This is a genomic window from Phycobacter azelaicus (assembly GCF_014884385.1).
Classification (GTDB): Bacteria; Pseudomonadota; Alphaproteobacteria; order Rhodobacterales; family Rhodobacteraceae; genus Phycobacter; species Phycobacter azelaicus.
In genome coordinates this window covers 137,014-162,483 of record NZ_WKFH01000003.1, presented here as the reverse complement: position 1 = coordinate 162,483, position 25,470 = coordinate 137,014, and the positions used below count along the sequence as shown (strand labels likewise).

Below are 25,470 nucleotides of genomic sequence, written 5' to 3'. Positions count from 1 at the left end.
CGGCGCTGGTTGTTGTTTGGGCCACTTGATCTACCGGGGCGGCAGATGGGGCAGCCTGGTCTCATCCTGCTTGTATCTGTTGTGGATAGCTGAATAATATTAACGTCCTACGCGGGAAATCAGGCTTTGTTGTGTCAAATTGTGTTCCTTTTCCGAAACGAAGCCTTAACGTCTTGCTGTGCTCTTTGTCGCAACGGGGAGGGTGAGATATTTGTTCCGCCAATGAGCCTCTTTCCGTTAGTCTATTCTTTTTGTTGCCAAAAGTGAAACAGTGATGGAGCGCATGAACACTGTTCGGGCCTTGCAGCGGCAGATCTGCGACTGTCGATTGTGCGCAGATCGTTTTGCGCTGACGGCAACGCATCATGCGCCTCGTCCCGTAGTCTGGTTTCGCCCTTCGGCCCGCATTCTCATCGCAGGGCAGGCGCCCGGTGCGCGGGTTCATCAAAGCGGGCGCCCTTTCACGGACGCATCCGGTGATCGTTTGCGCCAGTGGCTTGGAATGAGCGAAGCCCAATTTTATGACCGCGACCGTGTCGCCATTGTCCCTATGGCCTTTTGTTTTCCCGGCTATAATGCGAAACAGGCGGATCTGCCGCCCCCGCCGGTTTGCGCCCGCACCTGGCGAGAACAGGTGATGCAGGCTATGCCAGAGGTTGAGCTTACCATTGTGGTCGGTGCTCATGCCCAGCGGTATCACCTTGGCGGAGCGGGGCGTGTCACTGATCGGGTCAGGGGATGGCGTGAACATGCGCCGCAGATCTTTCCCTTGCCTCATCCGTCCTGGCGCAATACCGCATGGCTGAAACGCCATCCCTGGTTTGAAACGGACCTGCTGCCTGCACTGAGGTTGCGGGTCAAGGAGCTGATATAATGTCGTTGCCTACCCAATTGGACCAAGCTCATGCCCGGATGGAGGCCGATCCCTCCTCGGATGCGGCGCGGCTGCGGTTTTACGAACGTCTGTCCGATTGTGAGCTGTTCCTGATGCTGGACAAGGAGGTCGAGGGAGAAACGATCGAGCCTGCTTTGTTTGACACGCCGGACGGGCGATTTGTTCTTGTCTTTGACAGGGAAGAGCGTCTGGCAGAGTTCGCGGGCCGTGCGGTGCCCTATGCGGGGTTGTCGGGCCGCGGGATCGTGCAGATGCTGGCGGGGCAGGACATTGGCATCGGTGTGAACCTTGAGGTGGCGCCCTCGGCCATGTTGATCCCGCCGCAGGCTGTGAGCTGGCTGCAGGAAACCCTTGGTCATGCGCCGCACGAGGTAGAGGCGGAGGTCGAGAGTTTCCTGCCGCCCAAAGGCTTGCCAGAGGCTTTCCTGACCGCGCTGGATGCGAAACTCGCCACTGCTGCAGGGCTGGCACAAGCGGCCTATCTTGTGGGCGTGACCTACCACGGTGGGGGCAGGGGGCACCTGTTGGGCATTATTGATGCCAAAGAAGGCGCTCAAAGCGCCTTGGCCAAGGCGGTCAGCGAAGCGCTGACGTTTTCCGGGATCGAGGCCGGTGCGCTGGATGTGGGCTTTTTTGCGGGAGCCGATACCGCGGCAGCAAGTCTGGCCCGCGTGGGCCTGCGCTTTGAGCTGCCCCAGCCGCAGGAGGCGCAGGTCTATCAGCCGTCCATGCCGGGCAGTGACCCGGACAAACCACCCCGGCTGAAGTAAAAAGGGCGCTCCCAGAGGAGAGGCGCTCCCGCCCGTCAAGAACCGCCCTATGGACGATCCTTTCCCGTTGGGCCCGGCGCCGCGCTATCCGCGGCGCCTTTGGTTCGGCGCGAGCAAACAAGTTTTATGAGCGTAAGACTTGTTCCCCCAAGCGATGGCCGTGCCGCTGCTTTGCTGGGTGACGCTGGGCCAAAGGGCGCAAAGGCTCAGGAGGGCCAAGGCCGACCTGAGCCTGCGTGCGTGGGAGCGTTGCGGTGTGGGACAAAAGGGGGGTCAGGATTCTTCGGCTTCAAGCTTGTCCTGCGTGCGGGTTTCAAAGTCGCTGGCGTCGTGGCGTTCGCGCAGCTGGGTGTGCAGCTCTCCAAAAGCGCGGTTTACCATGCGGCCGCGGCTGACGGCCGGGCGGGCGTCAATGACCTTGGCCCAACGCATCACGTTCTTGTAGCTTTCCACGTCCAGGAACTCGGCTGCCTCGTAGAGACGGCCCAGAACCAGTTGGCCGTACCACGGCCAGATCGCGATATCCGCAATGGTGTACTCGTTTCCGGCAATGAATTCGTTGTCGGCCAATTGGCGATCCAGCACGTCAAGCTGGCGTTTGGTTTCCATTGCAAACCGGTCGATGGGGTACTGCCATTTTTCCGGTGCATAAGCATAGAAGTGGCCAAATCCGCCGCCCAAATAGGGCGCGCTGCCCATTTGCCAGAACAGCCAGTTCATAACCTCTGTGCGCTCAGGCCCGGACGCTGGCAAAAACTCCCCGAACTTTTCCGCCAGATGCACCAGGATCGAACCGGACTCAAAGACACGCACCGGTGCATCGCCGGAGCGATCCATAAGTGCCGGTATCTTGGAGTTCGGATTGATATCGACAAAGCCCGATCCGAACTGATCGCCCTCGCCGATATTGATCAGCCAGGCGTCATATTCGGCGTCGCCATGCCCTTTGGCCAGCAGCTCTTCGAACATAACTGTGACCTTGACGCCATTTGGGGTCGCCAGCGAATAAAGCTGGAAGGGATGCTTGCCTACGGGCAACTCCTTGTCGTGAGTCGCGCCCGAGATGGGACGGTTTATGGAGGCAAAACGTCCGCCGCTCTCCTGATCCCAAGTCCAGACTTTCGGCGGGGTGTAGCTGGTGTCGCTCATGTGATGGGCCCTGTTTGGTTTGCTGGCTGGCCGCAAGATGCGGTTGCCGGTTCAAGTGATCGTCTTCGACGTAGGATAGTTTCGAAAAATTCCAATGACTGGAAGGTGTGGTTGGCCTCTTTTTCGTGCAAGTGTGCAGAGAAGAGCCTGCACTCACGCAGGGACACAGGGGCGTGAGGGCCGGTTCGCAGAGCGGATGAAGGCGATATGCTGAAGCGATCGGTAGGTGGTCCGCAGATGGGCCGGGAACAATCTGGAAAGGACGAGCTATGAAAAGTATTGCATTGGGCGCCGTGGCAGCGCTTGTTCTGTCAACCGGCGCATTCGCTGGAGAGCAATATTTGGATGGAACGGGTTTTGCCGTCTCGGGCTATGATGTGGTGGCCTATCGCAACCTTGAACAGGCGCCGGTTGGAACGCCTCAGCCCGCTGCGGTTCCGGGGCGCGCCGATATCACGGCCAACTACAATGGCGCGCGCTTCGCTTTCGCCAACACTGAAAACCGGGATCGGTTCCTCGCCAACCCAGGCTACTATGCGCCTCAGTACGACGGCCATTGCGCTTATGGTGTGGCCAAAGGGGGCAAGGCGCCCGGCAACCCGAACCTTTGGCGGATCGTGGACGACAAGCTGTACCTGAACGTGACCCGCAATGTGGTGGGCTTCTGGGAACAGGATATCTCTGGAAATCTGAATCGCTCAGAAGCCAATTGGCCCGGTATCGAGCCGCAGTCGGCCTCAGATCGTTCGATCCCAGGCTTTCAGTCGGCCGCGCCCACAGGTGGCTAAGCGTGGTCGGACTGAGACAATGGGGAAGGCTTCCGTTTTGTCAGCAGATAGAAGGGTCTACGCAACAGAGTTGTGTCATGAAAACGAGGGTGGCGCGAACAGCCGCCCGTTCAGGCTTTGTGGCAATACAATCGGGTTTTGAGCGCACGCGTTCTTTCCCGGGACACGCTTATCCCGCGAGCGCTGTGACGGGTATGCCAAGCGCGGTTTGGCGGTCTAGCGCCGCGATCCAGATCTGGAGCTCAGTGACCTGTCGGTCGAAGTCGTGGGCCACGATGCTTTGGCCAGCAAGTTTGACTCAGTTCATCTTCGTCTCTGCGCGGCTTCGGCGAAAATATCCAGTCATCTTTCGACAGAGTGTCTGTTCAAGCCAGTTGCAGACCCTCACTGCTTCGTCTCGCGCGATGGTTCCCGCCGTGGCTTACTTGCAAAGTCGGGCATTCTTGCGCTGCGGGATGGGGCGGCGGCTCCGCGAGAAGTAACCGAATTGCGGCATCTGCGCGTGTCACAGGCCCCAGTCTGCGGTCACGGTGGCAATTTCTAGGTCGGGTGGGCTCTGATCCAGCAGGTCCGGCAGCATAGATGCGCCGTCGACAGTGCCGATCGTGACGCCAACCGCGTGGATCTCCAGTGTTTCTTCATCCATGCCGAGATGCCGCTTGCGCCACAGGTGCTTCTTTTGACCAACACGCTTGTGGCGTTCCACTCTCCTTGACCCTCCTTTTTTCCCGCGCGGTATTGTCCTCGGACCAATTGCAGAGAATGCCTTGCTGTCGATCAGCAGGTGCAAGGAAGCTATTCCTCCGCGATAGGAGATGGTGACGCTCAGCGTGTTCTGGCGGCGACAAAGGGTGCACAAGTCTGGCCTTGTCCGGTCAAGACCTGCCAGCCGCAACAAGCCCTCGACGGCCTTCGTCGTCTGTTGGAACGGCATGCTGCACAGCGACTTCATCTTAAGACAAACTCGGATTGCCGGGTCGCTGGATCCGCGCTGGCGACCGCGCTTGGCGGGGGCGCCGGAGCATACTATTTCACCTCGACATCAAACCAGATCGACAGCCAATCGCGCTCCCTCAGTGGGGCGACCATCGTGCTTGAGCCAATGGCGCATAAATGGCCGACTGTCCGCAGACCAGTTTCTGATCTTGTGCATCGTAGAGGGGCAAGCGCCTGTACCCGTTGCTAACCCACTGAATTCAAGCAAGGGAAACCGCATGCCCGTCGTGCAAGAAAAGGGGTCTCCGGTAAAGAGAGCCCTTACCGTTTGCGGTCGCGGCGCGCGCTCATGGGCTGGAAGGCGACGCCCACATGCGCTTCGCAGTAGGGTTTGCCTTGCTGAACGGGCAGGCCACAGAACCAGAAATCTTCGGTCGCGGGATCGCCCACGGGCCATTTGCAGGTGCGCTCTGTCAGCTCCATCAGCGTCAACTTCTTCGCCTTCTTCTCGACTTCGTTGACTTTGGCCAGAGCTTCGGGGCTGATCTCATTGGCCGAAGGCTGAGGCGGCAATGGCTGCCCGGCCGGGATGATCTGCTTGCGCGCTGGAATGGCCGCCTTGGTCTCTGCCGAGGCTGCCGGAGCCGGGGTGGCAGGGCGCGCAGGCTCTGTCTTTGGCTGAGGCTTGGGCTTTGGCGCGGGTTTGGGCGCTGCTGCTGCGGCAGGCTTTTCCTTGGGTTCGGCGGCTTTCGATCCGCCGGTCGCGCGATTGGACAGACCGAGGCGATGCACCTTGCCGATCACGGCATTGCGGGTCACCCCGCCCAGTTCTTTGGCGATCTGGCTAGCCGACTGGCCTTCGCCCCACATTTTCTTGAGCAGTTCGACGCGCTCGTCTGTCCAGGACATATGTTGCCTTTCCAAGCTGAAAGCGGCCCCAGAATCCTGCGGCCGCCATCGAGTTCCGATTTAAGCGTCTATTTTAATCACTGACGCACGAGTTACAAGGCGTCTTGCGCCTCGCCGCTCAGGGGTTATGCAAAGGGGGTCCATTCAACCTTTCGGGCGGCATATAGGCAACGGCACAAAAGGAGCGAACCCCATGAGCGAGATGAAAACCACATATCGGGTCGGAATGGGTGAGCGTCGCTTTGGCGCCGTCAACTGGCTTGGCCTTAAGACACTTGCCGGGCGGGAGATCAAGCGCTTCACCGTGGTCTGGACGCAGACCCTACTTGCGCCTCTGGTGACGGCGGCCCTGTTCCTCATGATCTTCAATATTGCCATCGGGCCAAAACGGGGCGACGTGATGGGAGTGCCCTTCCTGACCTTTCTGGCGCCTGGCATCATGATGATGACGGTTATCCAGAACGCTTTTGCCAATACCTCGTCTTCGATCGTGATTTCCAAGGTGCAGGGCAATATTGTAGACACCCTAATGCCGCCCTTGTCGGGGCTTGAACTGCTGCTCGGTTATCTCGCGGGCGCTGTGGCGCGCGGTGTGATCGTTGCGGTGGCAATCGCAGCGGGATTGATGCTTGCACTGCAGATCGTGCCCGAGCACCCCCTGATCGCTCTGCTCTTCGTGATACTTGGCGCGGCCTTTCTTGGTGGGCTTGGCATCGTTGCGGGTGTCTTTGCGGACAAGTTTGACCAGATGGCGGCGATCACCAACTTCATCGTGACGCCGCTGGCCTTCCTGTCCGGCACATTTTATTCGGTCGAGTCGCTGCCGCCGGTGCTGCAGGCAATTTCCCACGCAAACCCGGTCTTCTACCTGATCGATGGCGTGCGCTACGGGGTGATCGGCACCTCGGACAGCTCGCCAATGCTGGGCTTTGGCGTCTGCCTTGCGGCGACAACTGCGATTTGTTTTTTGGCATGGGTGATGCTGCGCAAAGGCTACCGGCTCAAGGCTTGATCGATATTCATGCCATCTTTGCTTGCCGCCCTTCGCGCCAGGCAAGGATGGCAGCCCCTGCAAGGATAATGCCTGCTCCCAAAAGGGTGATGGCATCCGGCACCACGTTGAAGCCCATGAAATCATAAAGCGCAGCAAAGATAAGCGTGGCATAGCTGAAGGGAGCAACGAAGGACGCGTCTCCGCGCGCCATCCCGTTGACGAAACAGGCCTGTGCGCAGGCCATCAGCAGGCCAAGAGTGGCAAGCGCTGCCCATTGCTCAGGGGTTGGCATTTGCCAGACCGGCAATACGGCCAGGCTGGCAATTAGCACCCCAATGGTGTTGTTGATCCAGAGGATCTGGAGTGGCGCCTCGCGCCCCGACAGCTTCTTGATGAAGATCAGCTCCATTCCCATCACGACGGCTGCGCCAAGCGCCATAAGGGCGGCGGGCTGAAAACTGTCCGGGGTTGGGCGCAACAGGATCATCGCGCCGACCAAGGCGACCCCTGCCGCGCCCCAGCGCCAGGGACCGACGCGTTCGCCTAGCAGCGGAATTGCCAGCAGCATGCAGAACACGGGGTTGAGAAAAGTAATCGCCGTTGCATCGGCCAGCGGGATATAGGCAACAGCTGCAAACATCAGTGTCACGCCACCCCAGCCAAAAGTGGTGCGTCCGATGTGCAGCCCCCAGTGTGGGCGCTGCAGCCTCGGGCGCAGGGCGATCACCACCGAGGAGATCGCCATGAATGCGAAAAGGAACCGCCCATGAGAGACCTGCAGGGGGTGGAGCGGCGGACCCAGCGCATCACTGCCCAGTGTTTTGGCCATCAAGGTGGTGCCCGCGATAAAGGCTGTCGCCAGCAGGATAAGCGCGGCTGCCAGCGTCGGGTTCTGAGGGGGTGAATGGGTCATGACGCAAGCGGTGCGCCCGTTATCGTCAAAGTGCAAGAACAAAAGCTGCGGCTTCAACTGAAGCGGTTCATTTCACCAGATACGGCAGGGCAGGGTGGCTGCGCCATTTTGAGCACTATGGTGTGACAAAAGGGGTTTCATTTTGCTCAAAGCTCCCTTATGGACCCATACCATGATCAAACGTGCACATATCACAACGCTACGACGCCGACGCTCTTTTGCGTAACCGGCCGCTTTGATCTTGCGTGCCCGAAAGAGGGCACAGACACCCTTCTACAGTATTGACCCTTCGGCCCGGCTATGCACAGCTTTGGCCTCCATGTTTGAAAAGGATGATCCTGATGATCCCGTCCGTTCTGCCGACCTACAATCGTGCTCCGCTTCAGTTCGTCAAAGGCGAAGGCGCCTGGCTGATCGAGGCGGACGGTCGACGCTTTCTGGATCTGGGCGCCGGGATCGCGGTCAATGCACTGGGCCATGCCCATCCGGCACTGGTTGAGGCGCTGACCACCCAGGCGCAGAACCTCTGGCATGTGTCGAACCTTTACCAGATCCCGCAGCAGCAGGCGCTGGCCGACAAGCTGGTGGCGCATACCTTTGCCGATACGGTGTTCTTCACCAATTCGGGAACCGAAAGTTGCGAACTGGCCGTCAAGATGGCGCGCAAGTATTTCTACGACAACGGCCAGCCCGAGCGGGTGGAGATCATCACCTTCGAAGGCTCCTTCCATGGGCGGTCCTCTGCCGGGATCGCGGCGGCGGGATCGGAAAAGATGACCAAGGGGTTCGGCCCCCTGCTGCCGGGCTTTGTCCATCTGCCCTGGAACGATCACGATGCGGTCGCCGCCGCGATAGATGAAAAGACTGCTGCTATCCTGATCGAGCCAGTACAGGGTGAGGGCGGGATTCGCCCGCTTCCGGACGCCTGCCTCAAGGGGCTGCGCGACCTGTGTGATGAACACGGTATCCTCCTGATCCTGGATGAGGTCCAGTGTGGCGTCGGCCGTACCGGTAAGCTTTTTGCCCATGAATGGGCGGGGATCGAGCCGGACATCATGATGGTGGCCAAGGGGATTGGTGGTGGTTTCCCGCTGGGTGCGGTGCTGGCGAGTGAAAACGCAGCCAGTGGCATGACTGCGGGAACTCACGGCTCGACTTATGGCGGCAACCCGCTGGGCTGCGCTGTGGGCTGCGCGGTGATGGACACGGTTGCGGATCCCGCATTCCTGGCTGAAGTGAACCGCAAGGCGGGTCTGTTGCGCCAGAAACTGGAGGGGCTGATCGCAAGCCATCCCGAGGTATTTGAGGGAGTGCGCGGCTCCGGCCTGATGCTGGGGCTGAAATGCAAGGCCGCGAATATGGATGTGGTCAATGCAGGCTACGACAATGAAGTCATAACCGTGCCTGCAGCCGACAACGTGGTCCGCCTGCTGCCGCCCTTGAACCTCACGGATGAGGACATCGCCGAGGCCTGTATGCGCCTTGACAAGGCCGCATCGCAAGTGAGCGCCGCTTAATCCACCTTTGAATTGCAATATGACAGGCAAGGCCCGGCTTTTGGCTGTCAGATGACTAGAAGTGACATGACATGAACCATTTCCTCGACATCCACAAAACCGACGCGGATGCCCTGCGGGGCATCATTGATAACGCGGGCGCGATGAAGCAGTCTCGACTTGGTCGTCCAAAGGGCGCGCCTGATGACGAGCAGCCGCTTGCGGGCCGCATGGTTGCGCTGATCTTTGAAAAACCCTCGACCCGGACGCGTGTCTCCTTTGATGTGGGCGTGCGCCAGATGGGCGGCGAGACGATGGTGCTATCGGGCAATGACATGCAGCTGGGACACGGTGAGACCATCGCCGATACCGCCCGCGTCCTGTCGCGCTATGTGGACATGATCATGATCCGGACCTTCGATGAATCGGTGCTGATCGAAATGGCGGAATATGCCGATGTGCCGGTGATCAATGGCCTCACTGACCGTACCCACCCATGCCAAATCATGGCCGACATTCTGACCTATGAAGAGCACCGCGGCCCGATCAAGGGCAAGAAGGTGGTCTGGACCGGCGACGGCAACAATGTCTGCGCCTCGTTCCTGCATGCGGCGGCTCAGTTCGGCTTTGACCTGACCTTCACCGGCCCCGCACAGCTGGATCCCGAGGATGAATTCGTGGGTCTTGCGCGCAAGGCGGGTGCGAAAGTGGTGATCGAACGTGATCCGGTCAAGGCCGTGGAAGGCGCCGATCTGGTGGTGGCCGATACTTGGGTCAGCATGCATGACAGCCAGTCCTCGAAAGAGCGCCGCCACAACATGCTGCGCCCTTACCAGGTCAACGATGCGCTGATGGCCCACGCCAAGGAGGACGCCCTGTTCATGCACTGCCTGCCTGCTCATCGCGAAGAAGAGGTGACTTCTGCGGTGATGGACGGGCCGCAATCGGTGATCTTTGACGAGGCTGAAAACCGCTTGCATGCCCAAAAAGCGATCATGCGCTGGTGCCTGGGCGTCTGATCCGCCTGACGAAACCAAGGTGGCTTGGCCCGGACTGAAAACGATGAACCCCTCGCAGCGATGTGCCGCGAGGGGTTTTCTTGTCAGATCTATTCTGGGTGTCAGCCGATGATCGTCGTCAGCACCCAGAAGGTTACGCCGGACAACAGGGCGGCTGCAGGCACAGTGATTACCCAGGCAGCAACGATCGTCATGAAATGGCTGCGGCGCACCAGTTTGCGGCGGCGGCGCTCCTCGGGGGCGATGCGCAATTCCGCAGGGCGTTGCAAAGCGAACTTGCGCAACCGGTTCTCGGCGTGCCATTCGCGGAAAAAGCCGACGCCAAAAACCGCGCCGACCGCGATATGGGTCGAAGAAACAGGCAGGCCCAGCCAACTGGCGACAATCACGGTAATGGCCGCTGAAAGCGACACGCAATAGGCGCGCATCGGGTTCAGCTTGGTAATCTGGCTGCCGACCATTCTGATCAGCTTGGGGCCGAACAGGAACAGGCCAAATGAAATGCCGAAGGCGCCGATCACCATGACCCAGGTCGGTATGGCGACCTTCGTGGCGAAGTCTCCGAACTCGGATGCGTGAACGATTGCTGCCAGCGGTCCCACCGCATTGGCCACGTCGTTTGCCCCGTGGGCAAAGGACAGCAGCGCGGCCGAGATCACAAGCGGGATGCGGAACAGGATCTTGAGCGACTTGTTGCGGTTCTCAAGACCGACAGACTGGCGCGCGATCAGCGGCCGGGTGATCATCCAACTGCAGACCCCAAAGGCCAAGCCGATCAGGAGAGCGGAATGTAGGTCGATCTTGACGATCTTCTTGAGGCCCTTCAGGGCCAGGTAAGAGGCAAAGGCACCTGCCATGATCCCGACCAGGATCGGAACCCATTTCCGGGCCGCCGCGATCTTGTCTTCCTGGTAGATGACCTTCGCCTTGATGATAGCCAGGAACAGGGCGGCTATGATCCCGCCCAACACAGGAGAGATGACCCAGCTTGCGGCGATCTTGCTCATAGTGGCCCAGTTTACCGCGGACATTCCTGCGGCTGCGATACCAGCTCCCATGACGCCGCCCACGACCGAATGGGTGGTGGAAACCGGCGCACCGATCCAGGTCGCCAGGTTGACCCAAAGCGCCGAAGAGACCAGCGCAGCCATCATCGCCCAGATGAAAACATTTGTCGTGGCAACCGCCTGCGGGTCGATAATGCCTTTGGAAATGGTGGAGACCACATCGCCACCCGCCAAGAGCGCGCCTGCGCTTTCGGCGATGGCGGCGATCACGATTGCGCCGCCCATGGTCAGCGCATTGGCGCCCACCGCAGGCCCCATATTGTTCGCCACATCGTTGGCGCCGATGTTGAGCGCCATGTAGGCGCCAAAGACGGCGGCCACGATGACCACGTAGTTCACCGGGGCGCTGCCCAGCAGCACTGCCGCCGCAATACCTGCGAGAACGATGAAAGCCAGGGCAATCCCCGGACCGACCAGCGGTCGGGCAACATAGGCGGTCGCCAGCTCCAGCTGGGAAATCCGGTTCAGATCCCGGTCGAGCGTTTCCCAGTGTTTGCTATCTACTTTTTCGCTTTGTTGCTCATCCGCGCCCATGTCGATGCCTCCGAATATTGCTTGGAGGTGCGGTAGACGTATAGACGCAAGCGAGCAAGGGCGCTGTTACAAATAGTTTACAATACCGTTACAATTGACGCAGTATGTCCTGCAGTTCCGGCTCCTGCACCAGGTTGGCAGCCTTTTGCGCTGGCATCCACACGCGTTTGCGCTGGTGCGCCTCGGGATAGTCATCCTTCATCCGTTTGACTTCGGCGACATAGACCAGCGTTTCAACCGGCTCGCTCACCCCGTTGTTACGTTCCTTCGAGTAGGCATAGGTGCCAAGCGGCGCCTGCTCGATGCGGGCGTCGGCAACACCAGCCTCTTCCCAGGCTTCCTGCAGCGCGGATTCAGGGCCGTTTTTACCGCGGATGGGCCAGCCCTTCGGAATGATCCAGCGGCCGGTTCCGCGGCTGGTGATCATCAGCACATCCGTACCAGCGCCGGTCTTGCGGCAGCAGAGTGCCGCGACCTGCACCCTTTTGGGGCGGAAGATCATGGGGCGAAGGAATTCTTCCCATGCCTGTGCAAGGAGCGTGGTCATGCCTGAACTGCTTTCGGTCGTATTGTTATTGTCGTCTTGCTCGTGCCGTCTGAACGCGTCTCGCGCTTTATTGGGATGCAAACATATGTGGATAAGACGCATTTTTCAATCCCAGCTTGAGTTTGCACCGAAATTGTGAGTTTTTCGCAGCATCTGTGCCCACGCCGGAGGCTCCGAGGGCGAGCAAAGCGCTACGGCACAGATCACTTTGCGGAGGAGGCGGAAATGAAAACGGCTTTGATCACCGGGGGCGCACGGGGGATTGGCCTTGCGACGGCAAAAGGGCTGGTTGAGATGGGCTGGAACGTGGCCATTCTCGATCGCGACGTCGAGGCCTTGGAGGCTGCTGGACAGGAGGTCGAGACCGTGACCCAGATTGCAGCGGATGTGTCGCGCCCTGAGGATGTCGCGCGTGCGGTTGCAGAGATAACGGAGGATTTCGGGCGGCTTGACGGCTTGGTGAACAATGCCGGCGTTGCTGATTTTGGTCCCATACGTGAGACGACATTCGAACGCTGGCGTCGGGTGATGGAGACGAACCTTGATGGCCCTTTCCTGATGACACAGGCCTTCACGGATCTGCTTGCCGCCGACGGAGGCGGGGCCGTGGTCAACATCACGTCGATTTCCGGCCTGCGTGCCAGTACGTTGCGGGTGGCTTATGGGACGTCCAAAGCGGCGCTTGCGCAGCTTACTCTGCAACAGGCGGCAGAGCTGGGCGAAATCGGGATTCGGGTCAACGCAGTGGCTCCCGGGCCGGTGGCGACCAAGCTGGCGATGGCGGTGCACAGCCCCGAGATCATCGCGGCCTATCACGATGCCTTGCCGCTCAATCGCTACGGCAAGGAAGAGGAGATCGCGGCTGCAATCAATTTTCTGCTGTCAGACAAGGCGAGCTTCATCACCGGACAGATCCTGGCAGCGGATGGCGGGTTCGAGGCGACGGGGATCGGCCTGCCCGCCTTGCGTGCGGATGCAGCAAAGGAATGAACTTTCGCGGAGACGGCGGGGCTCCGGCCTACGGCCCGCCGCATCAAAGATGCAACAGCCGCAGTTTGGCCCGGCAGCGCGCAGGGGCGCTGCGGTTGTGCGATATGCTGCGTATGCGTTGCTCTCAGGACTTGCGCCGGTTGGCGCGTAGCGTGGGATCGGCCTCGGTTGGATCTTCGGGCCAGGGGTGTTTCGGATACTGAGCCCGCATATCCTTGCGTACATCGGCGTAGGATCCGGCCCAGAACCCCGGTAGATCGCGGGTGATCTGGATCGGGCGTTGGGCGGGCGATAGGAGCGTTACCTTCAGAGGCACGCCCGCGACGGTGGGATGTCTCGTGACGCCAAACATTTCCTGCAGGCGCACGGCAATCTCGGGCACCTCCTGTCCGTAGTCTATGGGGATCTTGCGCCCGAGGGGTGTTTTGAAACTGCCCGGTGCTTCCCGGTCCAGAAGCTGCGTTTGCTCCCAGCTGAGCGCGCCGCGCAGGGCGGGTAAAGGGTCGAACTGTTTCCAGTCCTGTGCGGTTTTTACACCAGTCAGCATGGGCAAGAGCCAGTCGTCGAGCGCATCCATCAGGCCACTGGCCGAAAAATCCGGCAGATCGTGCCCTTCGGCGCGCAGCAGTTCGACCCGGGCCACCAGCCGCGCCGCGGCGCCCTCTAACCGCAGGCCGAGGTCGCGCACCCCGTCGAGCATGGCCTCTGCCACCGCCTCGTGAGGGACATCCTTCCAGATGCGATCCTCCAGGACGATGGCGCCAAGACGTTCCTGGCTCCGTGCGATCACACGGCGCTCGCGTTTGGACCAGGCGCAGCCGTCTTCCCATGCGATCTGATCGGCAAAGAGATCGCGGATTTCTCCGAGGGTAATCTGCGCCGCCATGCGAATTTTTGCTTCTCGCGGGTTTCCGTCGGTATCCAGCGCCACGAGGAAGGAGGCTGCGGATAGGGTATCCTCTGGCGGCAGCACGGCGCCCTTTCCGCCAGAGAGCACGTAGCGGGGCGCATCGCCCGTGCGGCGCTGGCCGATGCGATCGGGGTAGGCCAATGCGGCAAGAGCCGCGGGAGTCAGGCGGGAGTTCCTGGCCAGGTCGTTCTTGCGCAAATGCTGGCCAAGCCTGCGGGCCTCGGCGCGGATGCGCTCGATTACGGGCAGCGCGACCTGATAGGGTCGTTTGCGCTGAAAGCCCTTTGCATCCCTGATAGCCTCAAGCCGCAGCATCAGGTCCGATGGGGCGCCGCGCAGCGGATCGCGCTCGGCCAGAAGGGCGGCGAGAGTGGCCGCCTCTGCGTGCTGCGCCGGGCCGACCTGCAGGAGCATATGCCCAAGGCGCGGGTGCAGGGGCAGGGCAGAGAGCGCCTTGCCGTGATCCGTTATGCGCCCCTGTTCATCCAGCGCGCCGAGAAAGGTCAGTAGATTGCGGGCCTCCTGCAACGCACCTTCCGGGGGCTGGGTCAGAAAGGCAAGATTGCTCTCCGATGCTCCCCAGAGTGCCAGCTCCAGCGCCAGGCCCGCAAGGTCGGCAGAGGCGATCTCGGGCGGGGGAAAGGTGGCGAGTGCGCCGTCCTCGCCCTTGCTCCAGAGACGATAGCAGACCCCTTCGCTGACGCGCCCGGCACGACCCTGCCGCTGGGTGGCCTCGGCGCGGGTAACGCGGTCTGTCACCAGCCGCGACATGCCGGAGCCGGGATCGAAGCGAGCACGGCGCGATTGGCCCATGTCCACCACCACGCGCACGCCTTCAATGGTCAGCGAGGTTTCCGCGATGGAGGTAGCCAGAACCACTTTGCGCCCCGATGCGGCGGGCTGGATGGCAGCACGCTGCTGGGCAAAGGGCAGGGCGCCGAACAGGGGGTGGACCGAACAGTCACCTGGCAGGCGGCTGTCCAGCGCAGCTGCGGCGCGGCGGATCTCGCCTTCGCCCGGCAGGAAGACAAGGATGCCACCGCCCTCCTTGCGCGTTTCAGCTTCGGCCTGCACAACCAGATTCACCAGCGCGTCGATGCGGCGCACGTTCGCGGGCAGGGGGCGTTCCAGCCAGCGTGTTTCGACGGGGTAGCTGCGTCCCTCGGAGGTTACAAGCGGCGCCTCCATCAGGGTGCTTACCGGTTCCGCGTCGAGCGTTGCGGACATGGCGAGCAGGATCAGATCGTCCCGCAGGGCTCCCGCCACTTCAAGACATAGCGCAAGGCCAAGGTCGGCGTTGAGCGAGCGTTCGTGGAATTCGTCGAAGATCACTGCGCCGACGCCGGGCAGATCGGGGGCCGATTGCAACATGCGCGTCAGGATGCCTTCGGTGACCACCTCAATTCGGGTTGCCTTGCCGATCTTGGCTTCGCCGCGAATACGGTAACCGACGGTTTCTCCGACCCGTTCGCCCAGGGTATCGGCCATGCGCTCAGCGGCGGCGCGTGCGGCAAGGCGGCGTGGCTCCAGCATGACGATGCGACCGTTGCAAAGCCCCGCCTGTTGCATGGCCAGTGGAACCTTGGTCGTCTTGCCGGCACCGGGAGGTGCCTGCAAGACGGCACGGCCATGGGCGCTCAGGGCAGAGATCAGATCGGGCAGTACGTCGTCAATGGGCAGGCGTGTCATATGCGCCTTATCGCCAATGCTCTGGTCCGGGTCCAGAGGGCGACTGCGGCCGCCTGGGTACTGGACAACCCGGCCCCGCCTGCGTCAAGTATGCGAAACTTTCTAAGACGGGGCAGGCCATGGATATCGCGCAGATGGAAGAGAGGATCCTTAAGGGGGACCGGCGGGCACTGGCGCGGGCCATCACCTTGGTGGAAAGCGGCCGGAGCGATCACCGCGAACAAGCCCTTGCCCTGCTCGAGCAATTGGCGAAATCCGGGCGGCAGTCTTTGCGCATTGGTCTTTCCGGGACACCTGGGGTGGGAAAATCCACCTTCATCGAAAGCTTTGGCATGATGCTGGTAGAGCGAGGCCTCAAGGTCGCTGTGCTGGCCGTAGATCCCAGTTCGGCACGCTCAGGCGGGTCCATTCTGGGCGACAAGACACGGATGGAGCATCTCAGCCGCCAGAAGAATGCGTTTATCCGCCCATCGCCCAGCCAGACGACCCTTGGCGGGGTGGCGCGCCGCACGCGCGAGGCGGTTTCCCTGTGCGAGGCAGCTGGGTTCGATGTGGTGTTGATTGAAACTGTCGGGGTCGGGCAATCGGAAACCGTGGTGGCACAGATGTCGGATCTGTTCCTGCTGCTGCTGGCGCCTGCCGGCGGGGATGAACTGCAGGGGGTCAAACGCGGCATTATGGAAATGGCCGACATGATTCTGGTGAACAAGGCTGATGGCGATCTGAAACCGGCGGCCACACGCACCTGCGCCGACTATGCCGGGGCGCTGCGGCTTTTGCGCAAGCGCCCGCAGGACCCGGAAGGTTTTCCCAAGGCGATGATGGTTTCCGCCTTGGCGCGAGAGGGGCTAAAAAGCGCGTGGTCCGACATCGAAGCGCTGGCAGGCTGGCGGCGAGAGAGTGGCCACTGGGACCGTACACGCGCCGAACAGGCCCGCTACTGGTTTGCCGAAGACGTGCGTCAGGCTTTGCTGGCAAGGCTGGAGACACCCTGGGCGCGCGGGCGCATGGCGGAGTTGTCAGAAGCCGTTGCGGAGGGCGCGCAGACACCTGCGGCAGCGGCGCGCGACATGCTGAAAGGCCTGGGGCTGGAGTAAGGCGGCACTTTCCTGCGAAGGAGGGCAAAAAACCGGCCATATGGCTTGACCCTGCCGATGATTCCTCCTAAACGCATCCAACCAGTTTTCGGGCGCAGCCAATGGCAGCGCCCCTTGTGATTTGGCGGCAGATACGGGGGTATTCCCGGCACGCCGCCCCAGATACGAAGGAAGAACCCATGTCGCGCCGTTGCGAACTGACCGGAAAAGGCCCGATGACTGGCAACAATGTCAGCCACGCCAACAACAAAACCAAGCGTCGTTTCCTGCCGAACCTGAACGACGTTACCCTGCAGTCCGAGATTCTGGGCCGTGGCATCAAACTGCGCATCTCCGCAGCTGCCCTGCGTTCGGTCGATCACCGTGGTGGTCTGGACGCCTTCCTTGCCAAAGCGAAGGACGAAGAGCTGTCCGCAGCAGCCCTGAAAGTGAAGAAAGAGATCGCCAAGGCGCAAGCTGCTCAGGCCTGATCCGCTGCACTGATCCAATTTTGAAGCGCCGCGCCGGATCGTCCAGCGCGGCGTTTTGCCGTTATGTGGGCGGTGAGATGTCGCTTGCAGTTTTCCTCGCCGATGGGCATATCGGCGAATGATGATGCAATCCCTTCGCATATTCCTCGGGATCTTCCTGTCCTTGGCCGTGGTGCTGACCGCCCATAGCGCAGCTGCGGCGCGCGGGGCGCAGGATGTATCCGGTCAGATGGTGATCTGCACCGGTACGGGGCCGGTGACGATCTATGTCGATAGCGAGGGGCAGCCGACCCGTCCCCCTCATTACTGCCCCGACTGCATTATGCACCTCCTCGATGTGGCTGCGCCTGTCGCTTTGGGGCTGCCCGTGCCGGCTGATCTCGGAAGCTATACACTTGTATTCTATGTTGGCGCTGACTGGTGCGCCTCCCGGGCGTCTGGTGCCTTCGCGCGTGGGCCTCCTGTTCCTGTCTGATCTCCAAACCAGATCTTTTCCGGCCAAACGGGCCGGGTGTTCAGACAGACTATGATAACAGGAGACCTCTGATGTCTTTCAAATCCTTCGTATTCGCAGCCACTAGCGCCACCGCAATAACCCTGGCTGGAGCCGCCATGGCAGGGGGCATGATGGTGCAGGACGCCTATGCGCGCGTTTCCACCAAGATGTCTGCAAGCGGCGCCGCCTTCATGCAGATCATGAATCACACCGGTGCAGATGACCGGCTGGTCGACGCCCGTTCGGACGTGGCAGAGCGGGTTGAGCTGCACACGCACCTGAGCGACGCCAACGGTGTTATGAAGATGGTTCACGTTGAGGAGGGCTTTGCCATTCCCGCAGGCGAAACTCACATGCTCAAGCGCGGTGGCGATCACGTCATGTTCCTTGGCCTCAAGGAATCCCTTCATCACGGAGACTTGGTGTCGCTGACACTTGTGTTCGAAAAGGCAGGCGAAGTGAGTGTGGAGGTTCCGGTCGATCTGGAGCGCAAGCCCAACCACGGCGGTATGAAACACGGCAAGCACTCAAACTGACGCCGTGTTGAATCACTGTCGCGCAGCTTGCTGCGCGACCCATTTGGCCAGCCCAGCAGGTTGGCCATTTGCATTGCTACGATACGGTCGTGCGGCCCCTTAGGCCCCGGACAAAAGCTCGTTTGTCCAGGCCGGAACAATCTGCGTGGCGGGGCCTAGGCGGCGTTCCCCAAAGCTGGAAGCCCCGGCAGATGGCTCAAGGTTCAGCTCGATGGTATGCGCCCCGGCCATGCGCGCCTCTTGGACAAAGGCGGCGGCAGGGTAGACCTGCCCAGATGTGCCGATCGACGCAAACATCGTTGCATCGCCCAGGTGATCGTAGATCTCTTCCATGTCGTAGGGCATCTCTCCGAACCAGACGATATCGGGACGCGTGCTGGTCGCACGGCAGGCCGGGCAGGTGTCCGACGGGTGCATTTCGTCCGGGGCTGGCCAGCGGTGGTCACAGCTGGCACATAGTGCTCCGTCCAGAACACCATGCATGTGCAGAACCTTTGAAGCGCCCCCCTTCTCATGCAGACAGTCCACGTTCTGGGTGATGATCACAACTTCGCCGGGCCAGTTCTGCTGCAGGTTTGCAAGCGCAATATGGGCCGCGTTCGGTGTGGCCTCTGCCGCCTGTGCCCTTCGCGCGTTATAGAAGCGGTGCACCAGTTCTGGATCGCGGGAAAAGCCCTCGGGGGTTGCAACATCTTCGATCCGGTGCTGTGCCCAGAGGCCGCCTTCGTCTCGAAATGTCCCGAGACCGCTTTCGGCAGATATTCCGGCGCCGGTTAGAATGACGATTTTGCCCTCGCTCTTTCCCATCGCAACCAAGCCTCCTACTTATGAAGGTTCGAAAAGGAGTATTTATGATGCGTAAACGGATTTTGTTCGTCTGCCTAGGCAACATTTGCCGCTCGCCTGCGGCTGAAGGAGTGTTTCGGGGCCTGGTGCCAGAGGCGGAGACGGACAGTGCGGGCACGGCGCGCTATCATGTGGGTAAGCCGCCCTATGGCCCAATGCAGGCCGCCGCGCGGGCGCGCGGGGTCGAACTTTCGGATCTGCGGGCGCGTCAATTTCAATCGGATGACTTCTTGCGTTTCGATCTGATCCTGGCGATGGACAGCGAAAACCTGGCCGATATCGAAGCACAGCGTCCGCGCGACAATAATACTCCAGTCCAGCTGTTTGCGCCCTTTGCAGCGGGGGATGGCGACCAGGATGTGCCGGACCCTTACTACACGCGAGATTTTGAAGGATGTCTTGACCTGATAGAACGCGCGGCGTCGGGACTGGCATCACATTTGCAGGGCGGCGCGCTGTAAAGCGGCCTTACGGATCGATGACATGAAAATCATTGGTCAGCCAGGGGAAGCGGGTCAAGGCCGGTTCGATGATCTGGCTCTGGATCAGGTGCCGCATGGTCTGTGACACGTCCCGCGGTACACTGTCGGCCCAGTCCGAACTGGTGAAAAGAGAGATCGTGCGGGCTGCGCTGCCAAAAGGCAGGGCATAGGCTTCGATCTGATCATGGAAGCGTGCGGCGCGCATCAGCCCAAGAGGCGTCGTGATCGCCCAGCCGACTCGCCGCGCTACCATCGCCATGAGCGCCAGGTGGGAGCCGATCTCGAAGCGGCTTTCAAAGCTGAGGTTCTGCTGTCTCAGGTGCGTGTCGATTTGCTGGGAAATCAGCTGCTCGGAGGCGTATCTCAGGAAGGGCAGAGTGTGCATCTGCTCCATGTCGGTGCGCGCCGAACCCTTGGCATGGGGCTGGATGAATCCCTTGGGGGCCACCAGGATAAATGGGTCCCGCACCAGCGGATATTCGATTATGCCATCGCGCGCGGTTCCAAGGCTCGCGGCAACGGCTATATGAAGCTCCTTTGCCTCCATGGCGCGGATGATGTCGTGGCTTGGCGCGGTAATCATCTTGAAGCGGCATTTGGTCAGGCTGTCCGCCAGGATGGAAACCAGCCGCGGGGTCAGGTCGTTGTCGAAATCATCGATCAATCCCATTGCGAGGGCTGGAAGATGGCTGAGGTCCACGACGGTCAGCTCGCTTTGCGCAAGGCGCAGTTCGGACAGGACGGCCTCGGTCCTGCTCAGGAAGGTTTGTCCGGCGGGTGTCAAGACCATCGGCCGTCGGCCATGGTCCACCAGATCGGCTGCTAGGGCCTTTTCCAGATTGCGCAGTTGCTGGCTCACGGCGGGTTGGCTCAGTCCGGTGATTTCGGCCGTCTGTGCAACGGATCCGGTCTTGGCCAAGGCTTCAAAAACCTCAAGACCTCGCAGGGTTACGCCCTTCATCAACATGAATTAGCTCCGAAAAATGCCGTTCCTTTTTCCGCGAGCGCATGCCGTCAGGTCAAGGGGGCGAATGCTTGGGTTTTTCCCATGTTCGGGTGAAACCGGGGCAAAATGGGTATGAAGAGGCGATCCTGCCGTGTTTTTCATCACAGCAGGAGCCCGAGGCATGATCGTATCGGGATATGCGTGGATCGGCTGCTTTGTTATCCGCAGGCGCGAGCTGCGGTTTCGCCAAAGGCCTTGTAGCGCTCCCAGAGGCGCTCGTCACTGCGACGGTCGGACTGGCGGACCACCTGTGCCTGATGGGGGTCCGCAAACCACTTGGAGACAGTGACCCGCTCAGAGCGCGTGAGGCGTTGGTCTGCAACAGCCTGGATGCAGCTGCACAGGCCTGCCTTGTTATAGGCCCGCTCGGACTTGCGGCAGGCCTGCTCGATCACGCCAGCCTGGGCGGCGGGCAGGTTGACGGTCCAAATGGCCGCAGCACATAAAAAAGAGGTCACAAAACGCATAAGGATTGTCCCGTCCACTGATCTGAAGAAGGCCCGCTGGCAGGCGGTTGGAGCAGACTATGCCGCAGGGGGGGCAAGCTTTCAATCGTGGTTAAGCGCAGATGAAGAATGCGCGGGAATCTGCCGCAGGTCCCGTATGGGGGAACGTCCTGCCCGGACGCAAGACCGGGCCGCGCATGCCTGCCCCCCAGCAGGCGCACTGCGCCCGCCCAGTCAGGCGCGGACCTTGGTTAGAGGACGCCCAAGATCCGCAAGCCGATCTGGACCAGATTGTAAAGAATAGCGCTGACGCCGCCGAGTGTTGTTACGGTGAGACCGCCCAAGCGGATGGTTTTCACAAGGTCGCTGTCAAAGGTCTGCGCGCCTGTCTTTGCCAGCTTCTTTGCGTTGTCGACAAGCAGCGCCATCTTGGACACCCGGCTGAAGATGCGCGTTGTTGCGTCGGCCCCGGGCAGGACGGGCGCACCGGTGGGCAGGGGAAGAACCGCGTCGTTGATCAGCTCGGGAATGTCCTCGGCAAAATCTTCAGCCATGGCGCCTTCGCTGATCGCGATGAGCAGCGGCTGGGCCTGTTCCAGAACCTGTTTGTCCTCTGCCGAGAGTTCGGTCAGAGCCTGCTGGGCGAGCTGTTCCCGGTTGGCAGCGACCTCGGGGTGGTTGGCCCGGATCCCGCGCACGCCGTCCTCAACCGCATCCAGCAGTGCAAGGTTGTCTTCATTGTCGGGCAGCTCACGGCTGTCATGGATCTGGCGGCGCAGACTTTTGGCGACGGTGGTCAGCGTCAGTTCCGCCTGCTGTGGATCGTTGCCATAGCGAGTAATTACGCGGCCCAGCTTGCGGATATCGCCGGAGCGTTCCGTCAGTCCGTTATGGCCATGCAATGCGTCTTCGGTGGCATCCGCAATCTGGGTCAGCAGCGCCGACATCAGCGGGGCATTCTCCACGGGAATAGGCACCGCACGGAACTTGGAGGTGTCCGGGCTAACCTCGATGGTTTCGGCCAGGGGGAGGCGCTCGGTCAGATATGCGGCCTTGATGCGCTCGATCTCTTTGGCGACCGCCTCGGGGCCTTGATTCCAAATGGCATCGTCGATCAGGGCAACGCGGCGTTGTAGCTCCCAGTCAAGTGGTTTTCCGTCTAGGAAGCCTTGGTACCAGTCTCGCCAGAAGGCCCACACGGATTGCTTTTCAGAAGTATTACAAAAGGTCGCCCAGCATTCGCTAGCTGCATGGTTGATTGAATACTCAAACAGGTTTTGATCGAAGAGAGTTTTGCCGTGGGTGATGAACGAGAGATCACGTCCGCGATCCTCCAAAATTGAAGAAAATACCTCTTCATGGCCAGTGGAGATGTCCGAAGGCAATTGTTCATAGAAGTAGGAGCACTCACCGACGACCTTATGAACGTCCTCGGCGGCTGCTGGGTTTCCATCCCGAAGGCCAAAATACAGCCTTGGTGCTGCGGAGGCTCCAAGAAGCTTGCTGGCCATGTAGGCAGGGTTGATGAAACCTTGGCTTTCGCGTGGGGTAACAAACTGTCCGAGCAGAAGTGCTTCTCTCGTTATCGCGGAGAATATTGGTTTGTTGCAGATAGCCCCCTGCAAGACGGCTAGCATCGCAAGCCGAAAGGTGTTCAGGAAATGTCTGTCACCATAGCGTTTAGGCTCTATCGGCTTGCTTGGAAGTAGATAGGGAAGCGCCCGAAGCATCATCCTTTTGCTGACGCTCAGCAACCCTTCGAGGTCATTTGACAAACCGTCGAACTCTGGAGGCAGGTGTGAGTCCTGAACGTCTTGTGCCACTTGTGCAAACTACCTTGACCAATGCGTGATTCCGAACCATATCCCCAAACCATGACAGAGCTCTCCAAGATCCGCAATTTCTCCATCGTCGCTCATATCGACCATGGCAAATCCACCCTCGCTGACCGGCTTATCCAGGAGACCGGCACGGTTGAGACGCGCGATATGAAAGAGCAGCTTTTGGACTCGATGGATATCGAGCGCGAGCGCGGCATCACCATCAAGGCCAACACCGTTCGGATCGACTACAAGGCCGACGATGGGGAGACCTATGTTCTGAACCTCATCGACACACCCGGCCACGTAGACTTTGCCTATGAGGTCTCCCGCTCCATGCGCGCGGTTGAAGGCTCACTCTTGGTGGTGGACAGCACCCAAGGGGTGGAGGCGCAGACGCTCGCGAATGTCTATCAGGCGATCGAGGCGGATCACGAGATCGTGCCGGTGCTGAACAAGATCGACTTGCCGGCCTCCGACTGTGACCGTGTGGCCGAGCAGATCGAGGATGTGATCGGCATCGATGCGACCGACGCCATTCAGGTTTCGGCCAAGACGGGGCAGGGCATCCACGAGACGCTGGAGGCCATCGTCCAGCAGCTGCCCGCACCCGAAGGCAACCGCGATGCGCCGCTCAAGGCGATGCTTGTGGACAGCTGGTATGATGCTTACCTTGGCGTGATAGTTCTGGTGCGCATCATGGATGGCGTGCTGAAAAAGGGCATGCGGGTCAAGTTCATGTCGAACGACACTCTGCACCACGTGGACCGGATCGGCGTCTTCCGCCCCGCGATGCAGGTGGTGGACGAGCTGGGGCCGGGCGAGATCGGCTTCCTCACCGCCTCGATCAAGCAGGTGCGCGACACCCGCGTCGGCGACACCATCACCAATGACCGCAACGGCACCGAAGTGGCTCTGCCCGGCTTCAAACCGGCGCAGCCCGTGGTGTTCTGTGGTCTCTTCCCGGTGGACAGCGCCGAATTCGAAGACCTGCGCGATGCTATCGACAAGCTGGCCCTCAACGATGCGTCGTTTAGTTTCGAGATGGAGACCTCGGCGGCGCTTGGCTTTGGCTTCCGCTGCGGCTTCCTGGGTCTGTTGCACCTTGAGGTGATCCGCGACCGGATTGAACGCGAATACAATATCGAGCTGATCACTACCGCGCCGAGCGTGATCTACCACGTTTACATGAAGGACGGGGAGCAGATTGACCTGCACAACCCCGCCGACATGCCCGACATGTCAAAGGTGGACCATATCGAAGAACCGCGCATCAAGGCGACCATTCTGGTGCCGGATGAATACCTTGGCGATGTGCTGAAGCTGTGCCAAGACCGCCGCGGCATTCAGGAAGACCTGACCTATGCGGGCACCCGCGCCATGGTGGTCTATGATCTGCCCTTGAACGAGGTGGTCTTTGACTTCTACGACCGTCTCAAATCGGTGACCAAGGGCTATGCCTCCTTTGACTATCACCTGACCGGTTATCGCGAGGACAACCTGGTGAAGATGTCGGTGCTGGTGCACGACGAACCCGTGGATGCACTGTCGATGATGGTGCACCGGGACCGCGCCGAGATGCGCGGCCGCGCCATGTGCGAAAAGCTCAAAGACCTGATCCCGCGCCATATGTTCAAGATCCCGATCCAGGCGGCCATCGGCGGCAAGGTGATCGCGCGCGAAACACTCTCGGCGCTGCGCAAGGACGTGACCGCGAAATGCTATGGCGGCGACGCCAGCCGGAAACGCAAGCTGCTCGACAAGCAGAAAGCGGGCAAGAAGAAGATGCGCCAGTTCGGCAAGGTCGACATCCCGCAGGAAGCCTTCATCTCGGCGCTGAAGATGGATAACTGAGGCTATCAACCCTTATGGAAGTTGAGGGGGCGCCTTCGACTAGGAGTGTTTTGCCCCCAACAGCCTTTTCGCGATGTATATCTATACTCACTCTGCGAAGCTTCTGTCTCCGAACACCAAAATCCTTCCATCTGCCTCTTTGATGCAGCTGATTGTAAAGGATATGGATCCGTCTTCGTATCGCGAGGTGAGGGTAAAGGCCAACTCCAGTTGACCCTCTTTCATAGTTTCAAATTCGAACTCTGTTGTCAGTGTGACCTCAGTCATCTCCTGATCTGAGATGTGAATCTCTGCTTCCTGATCGGCGCAGCGGCTTAAGAAACTGACAATCTCGACCGGGTTGAATGAGGCGAAGATTGGACCTTCCGGATACATGTTCAAAAGGTCAGTGTCTATTTGTGCACCCTTTAGCTCAGATAGCCATGATGTTGCGATTTCTGTTTGCCGCTGATGCTTCGTAGATATGTAATTCAATAGTCATGTCTTATGAATGTTGTGAGATGCCTTTGTCTCGCAATAACTAACTGAAAATAAATGAATAATATTTCATTCTTGGCTATGGGAAGTGGCGGGACCACCAGGCAACCGTGCGGTTTTGATTCCCGAGGACCTGTATGTACAGGTGGGCGCCAGGTAAACGGACCAGGATCCGAACAGAGCCAGCTCCCTCGGAATTGCTTAAGGCCACTGGAATGCTACCTGTCACGAGAAGGGCAGAACCCGCCGCTGTTCTAGTTAGTGTGCCCCGCGGGCCGGAGCAAGGGGCAAGTGCCTAGAGTTTTTCGGGGCCGGCCGGGCTTGCATTTTGTTC

24 protein-coding genes and 1 pseudogene are annotated in these 25,470 nt (G+C 60.2%); 13 read left to right on the top strand and 12 right to left on the bottom strand.

Annotated features, from left to right (window positions below; genetic code table 11):
• Positions 1–283: 283 nt before the first annotated feature.
• A complete protein-coding gene (locus INS80_RS01910; protein WP_192967153.1) occupies positions 284–874 on the top strand; it encodes a uracil-DNA glycosylase family protein in 591 nt (196 codons plus the stop codon).
• Positions 874–1,665, top strand: coding sequence for an SseB family protein (locus INS80_RS01905; RefSeq protein ID WP_192963917.1), 792 nt, complete (start codon positions 874–876; stop codon positions 1,663–1,665). Before INS80_RS01910 ends, INS80_RS01905 begins: the two co-directional genes overlap by 1 nt.
• A 273-nt stretch (positions 1,666–1,938) precedes the next feature.
• Here the strand turns inward: INS80_RS01905 and yghU are convergent, their stop codons facing one another.
• Entirely contained in the window at positions 1,939–2,814 is an 876-nt protein-coding gene (gene yghU / locus INS80_RS01900) for a glutathione-dependent disulfide-bond oxidoreductase (RefSeq protein WP_192963916.1), read from the bottom strand.
• A 269-nt stretch (positions 2,815–3,083) separates the two neighbouring features.
• Here yghU and INS80_RS01895 point away from each other — a divergent pair, with 269 nt between their 5' ends.
• A complete protein-coding gene (locus INS80_RS01895; protein WP_192963915.1) occupies positions 3,084–3,602 on the top strand; it encodes a YHS domain-containing (seleno)protein in 519 nt (172 codons plus the stop codon).
• A 169-nt stretch (positions 3,603–3,771) separates the two neighbouring features.
• Here the strand turns inward: INS80_RS01895 and INS80_RS01890 are convergent.
• Both INS80_RS01890 and INS80_RS01885 read right to left on the bottom strand, forming a co-directional pair.
• Positions 3,772–4,691: pseudogene (locus INS80_RS01890) on the bottom strand (IS5 family transposase).
• Between the two features lie 168 nt (positions 4,692–4,859).
• Entirely contained in the window at positions 4,860–5,447 is a 588-nt protein-coding gene (locus INS80_RS01885; RefSeq protein WP_192963914.1) for a GcrA family cell cycle regulator, read from the bottom strand.
• Positions 5,448–5,640: 193 nt separating this feature from the next.
• Between INS80_RS01885 and INS80_RS01880 the strand changes: the two genes are divergently transcribed.
• On the top strand, positions 5,641–6,459 hold the full coding sequence (locus tag INS80_RS01880) for an ABC transporter permease (RefSeq protein WP_192963913.1): 819 nt from the start codon (positions 5,641–5,643) through the stop codon (positions 6,457–6,459).
• 7 nt (positions 6,460–6,466) lie between these two features.
• Here INS80_RS01880 and INS80_RS01875 read toward each other — a convergent pair whose 3' ends face one another.
• Positions 6,467–7,354: a DMT family transporter gene (locus INS80_RS01875; protein WP_192963912.1), complete on the bottom strand. Its 888-nt coding sequence runs from the start codon at positions 7,352–7,354 to the stop codon at positions 6,467–6,469.
• 341 nt (positions 7,355–7,695) lie between these two features.
• Here INS80_RS01875 and INS80_RS01870 point away from each other — a divergent pair, with 341 nt between their 5' ends.
• A complete protein-coding gene (locus tag INS80_RS01870; RefSeq protein WP_192963911.1) occupies positions 7,696–8,871 on the top strand; it encodes an aspartate aminotransferase family protein in 1,176 nt (391 codons plus the stop codon).
• A gap of 71 nt (positions 8,872–8,942) precedes the next feature.
• A complete protein-coding gene (gene argF / locus INS80_RS01865; RefSeq protein ID WP_192963910.1) occupies positions 8,943–9,869 on the top strand; it encodes an ornithine carbamoyltransferase in 927 nt (308 codons plus the stop codon).
• A 101-nt stretch (positions 9,870–9,970) separates the two neighbouring features.
• Here the strand turns inward: argF and INS80_RS01860 are convergent, their stop codons facing one another.
• Entirely contained in the window at positions 9,971–11,470 is a 1,500-nt protein-coding gene (locus INS80_RS01860; RefSeq protein WP_192963909.1) for an inorganic phosphate transporter, read from the bottom strand.
• A gap of 88 nt (positions 11,471–11,558) precedes the next feature.
• Positions 11,559–12,017 carry an NUDIX hydrolase gene (locus INS80_RS01855; protein WP_192963908.1) on the bottom strand — a complete coding sequence of 153 codons (459 nt, stop codon included), beginning with the start codon at positions 12,015–12,017 and terminating at the stop codon, positions 11,559–11,561.
• Positions 12,018–12,242: 225 nt separating this feature from the next.
• Between INS80_RS01855 and INS80_RS01850 the strand changes: the two genes are divergently transcribed.
• Complete coding sequence (locus INS80_RS01850; protein ID WP_192963907.1) at positions 12,243–13,007, top strand: SDR family NAD(P)-dependent oxidoreductase; 765 nt, start codon at positions 12,243–12,245, stop codon at positions 13,005–13,007.
• A 124-nt stretch (positions 13,008–13,131) separates the two neighbouring features.
• On the opposite strand, the gene hrpB is transcribed toward INS80_RS01850, so the two are convergent.
• A complete protein-coding gene (gene hrpB, locus INS80_RS01845) occupies positions 13,132–15,606 on the bottom strand; it encodes an ATP-dependent helicase HrpB (protein ID WP_192963906.1) in 2,475 nt (824 codons plus the stop codon).
• A 119-nt stretch (positions 15,607–15,725) separates the two neighbouring features.
• On the opposite strand from hrpB, the gene meaB reads away from it, so the two are divergent.
• From meaB to INS80_RS01825, 4 genes are all read left to right on the top strand, one after another.
• Positions 15,726–16,703 (top strand): methylmalonyl Co-A mutase-associated GTPase MeaB, encoded by a 978-nt coding sequence (gene meaB, locus INS80_RS01840; protein ID WP_192963905.1) that lies wholly within the window; start codon positions 15,726–15,728, stop codon positions 16,701–16,703.
• Positions 16,704–16,882: 179 nt separating this feature from the next.
• Positions 16,883–17,173, top strand: a complete 291-nt coding sequence (gene rpmB, locus INS80_RS01835; RefSeq protein WP_192963904.1) for a 50S ribosomal protein L28 — start codon at positions 16,883–16,885, stop codon at positions 17,171–17,173.
• Between the two features lie 124 nt (positions 17,174–17,297).
• Positions 17,298–17,648, top strand: coding sequence for a hypothetical protein (locus tag INS80_RS01830; RefSeq protein WP_192963903.1), 351 nt, complete (start codon positions 17,298–17,300; stop codon positions 17,646–17,648).
• 71 nt (positions 17,649–17,719) lie between these two features.
• On the top strand, positions 17,720–18,205 hold the full coding sequence (locus INS80_RS01825; protein ID WP_192963902.1) for a copper chaperone PCu(A)C: 486 nt from the start codon (positions 17,720–17,722) through the stop codon (positions 18,203–18,205).
• Between the two features lie 99 nt (positions 18,206–18,304).
• Here the strand turns inward: INS80_RS01825 and INS80_RS01820 are convergent, their stop codons facing one another.
• On the bottom strand, positions 18,305–19,012 hold the full coding sequence (locus INS80_RS01820) for an NAD-dependent deacylase (protein ID WP_192963901.1): 708 nt from the start codon (positions 19,010–19,012) through the stop codon (positions 18,305–18,307).
• Positions 19,013–19,059: 47 nt separating this feature from the next.
• Between INS80_RS01820 and INS80_RS01815 the strand changes: the two genes are divergently transcribed.
• Entirely contained in the window at positions 19,060–19,512 is a 453-nt protein-coding gene (locus INS80_RS01815; protein ID WP_192963900.1) for a low molecular weight protein-tyrosine-phosphatase, read from the top strand.
• A 7-nt stretch (positions 19,513–19,519) separates the two neighbouring features.
• On the opposite strand, the gene INS80_RS01810 is transcribed toward INS80_RS01815, so the two are convergent.
• The 3 genes from INS80_RS01810 to INS80_RS19245 all read right to left on the bottom strand — a co-directional run bounded on the left by INS80_RS01810 (position 19,520) and on the right by INS80_RS19245 (position 22,739).
• Positions 19,520–20,500, bottom strand: coding sequence for a LysR family transcriptional regulator (locus INS80_RS01810; RefSeq protein WP_192963899.1), 981 nt, complete (start codon positions 20,498–20,500; stop codon positions 19,520–19,522).
• Positions 20,501–20,697: 197 nt separating this feature from the next.
• Positions 20,698–21,006 carry a hypothetical protein gene (locus INS80_RS01805; protein ID WP_192963898.1) on the bottom strand — a complete coding sequence of 103 codons (309 nt, stop codon included), beginning with the start codon at positions 21,004–21,006 and terminating at the stop codon, positions 20,698–20,700.
• Positions 21,007–21,236: 230 nt separating this feature from the next.
• Positions 21,237–22,739: a hypothetical protein gene (locus INS80_RS19245; protein ID WP_226892534.1), complete on the bottom strand. Its 1,503-nt coding sequence runs from the start codon at positions 22,737–22,739 to the stop codon at positions 21,237–21,239.
• Positions 22,740–22,859: 120 nt separating this feature from the next.
• On the opposite strand from INS80_RS19245, the gene lepA reads away from it, so the two are divergent.
• Entirely contained in the window at positions 22,860–24,659 is a 1,800-nt protein-coding gene (lepA, locus tag INS80_RS01795; protein ID WP_192963897.1) for a translation elongation factor 4, read from the top strand.
• A gap of 87 nt (positions 24,660–24,746) precedes the next feature.
• Here the strand turns inward: lepA and INS80_RS01790 are convergent, their stop codons facing one another.
• The gene (locus INS80_RS01790; RefSeq protein WP_226892533.1) at positions 24,747–25,034 is read right to left on the bottom strand and encodes a hypothetical protein; all 288 of its coding nucleotides are present in this window, start codon (positions 25,032–25,034) and stop codon (positions 24,747–24,749) included.
• Positions 25,035–25,470 lie beyond the last annotated feature (436 nt).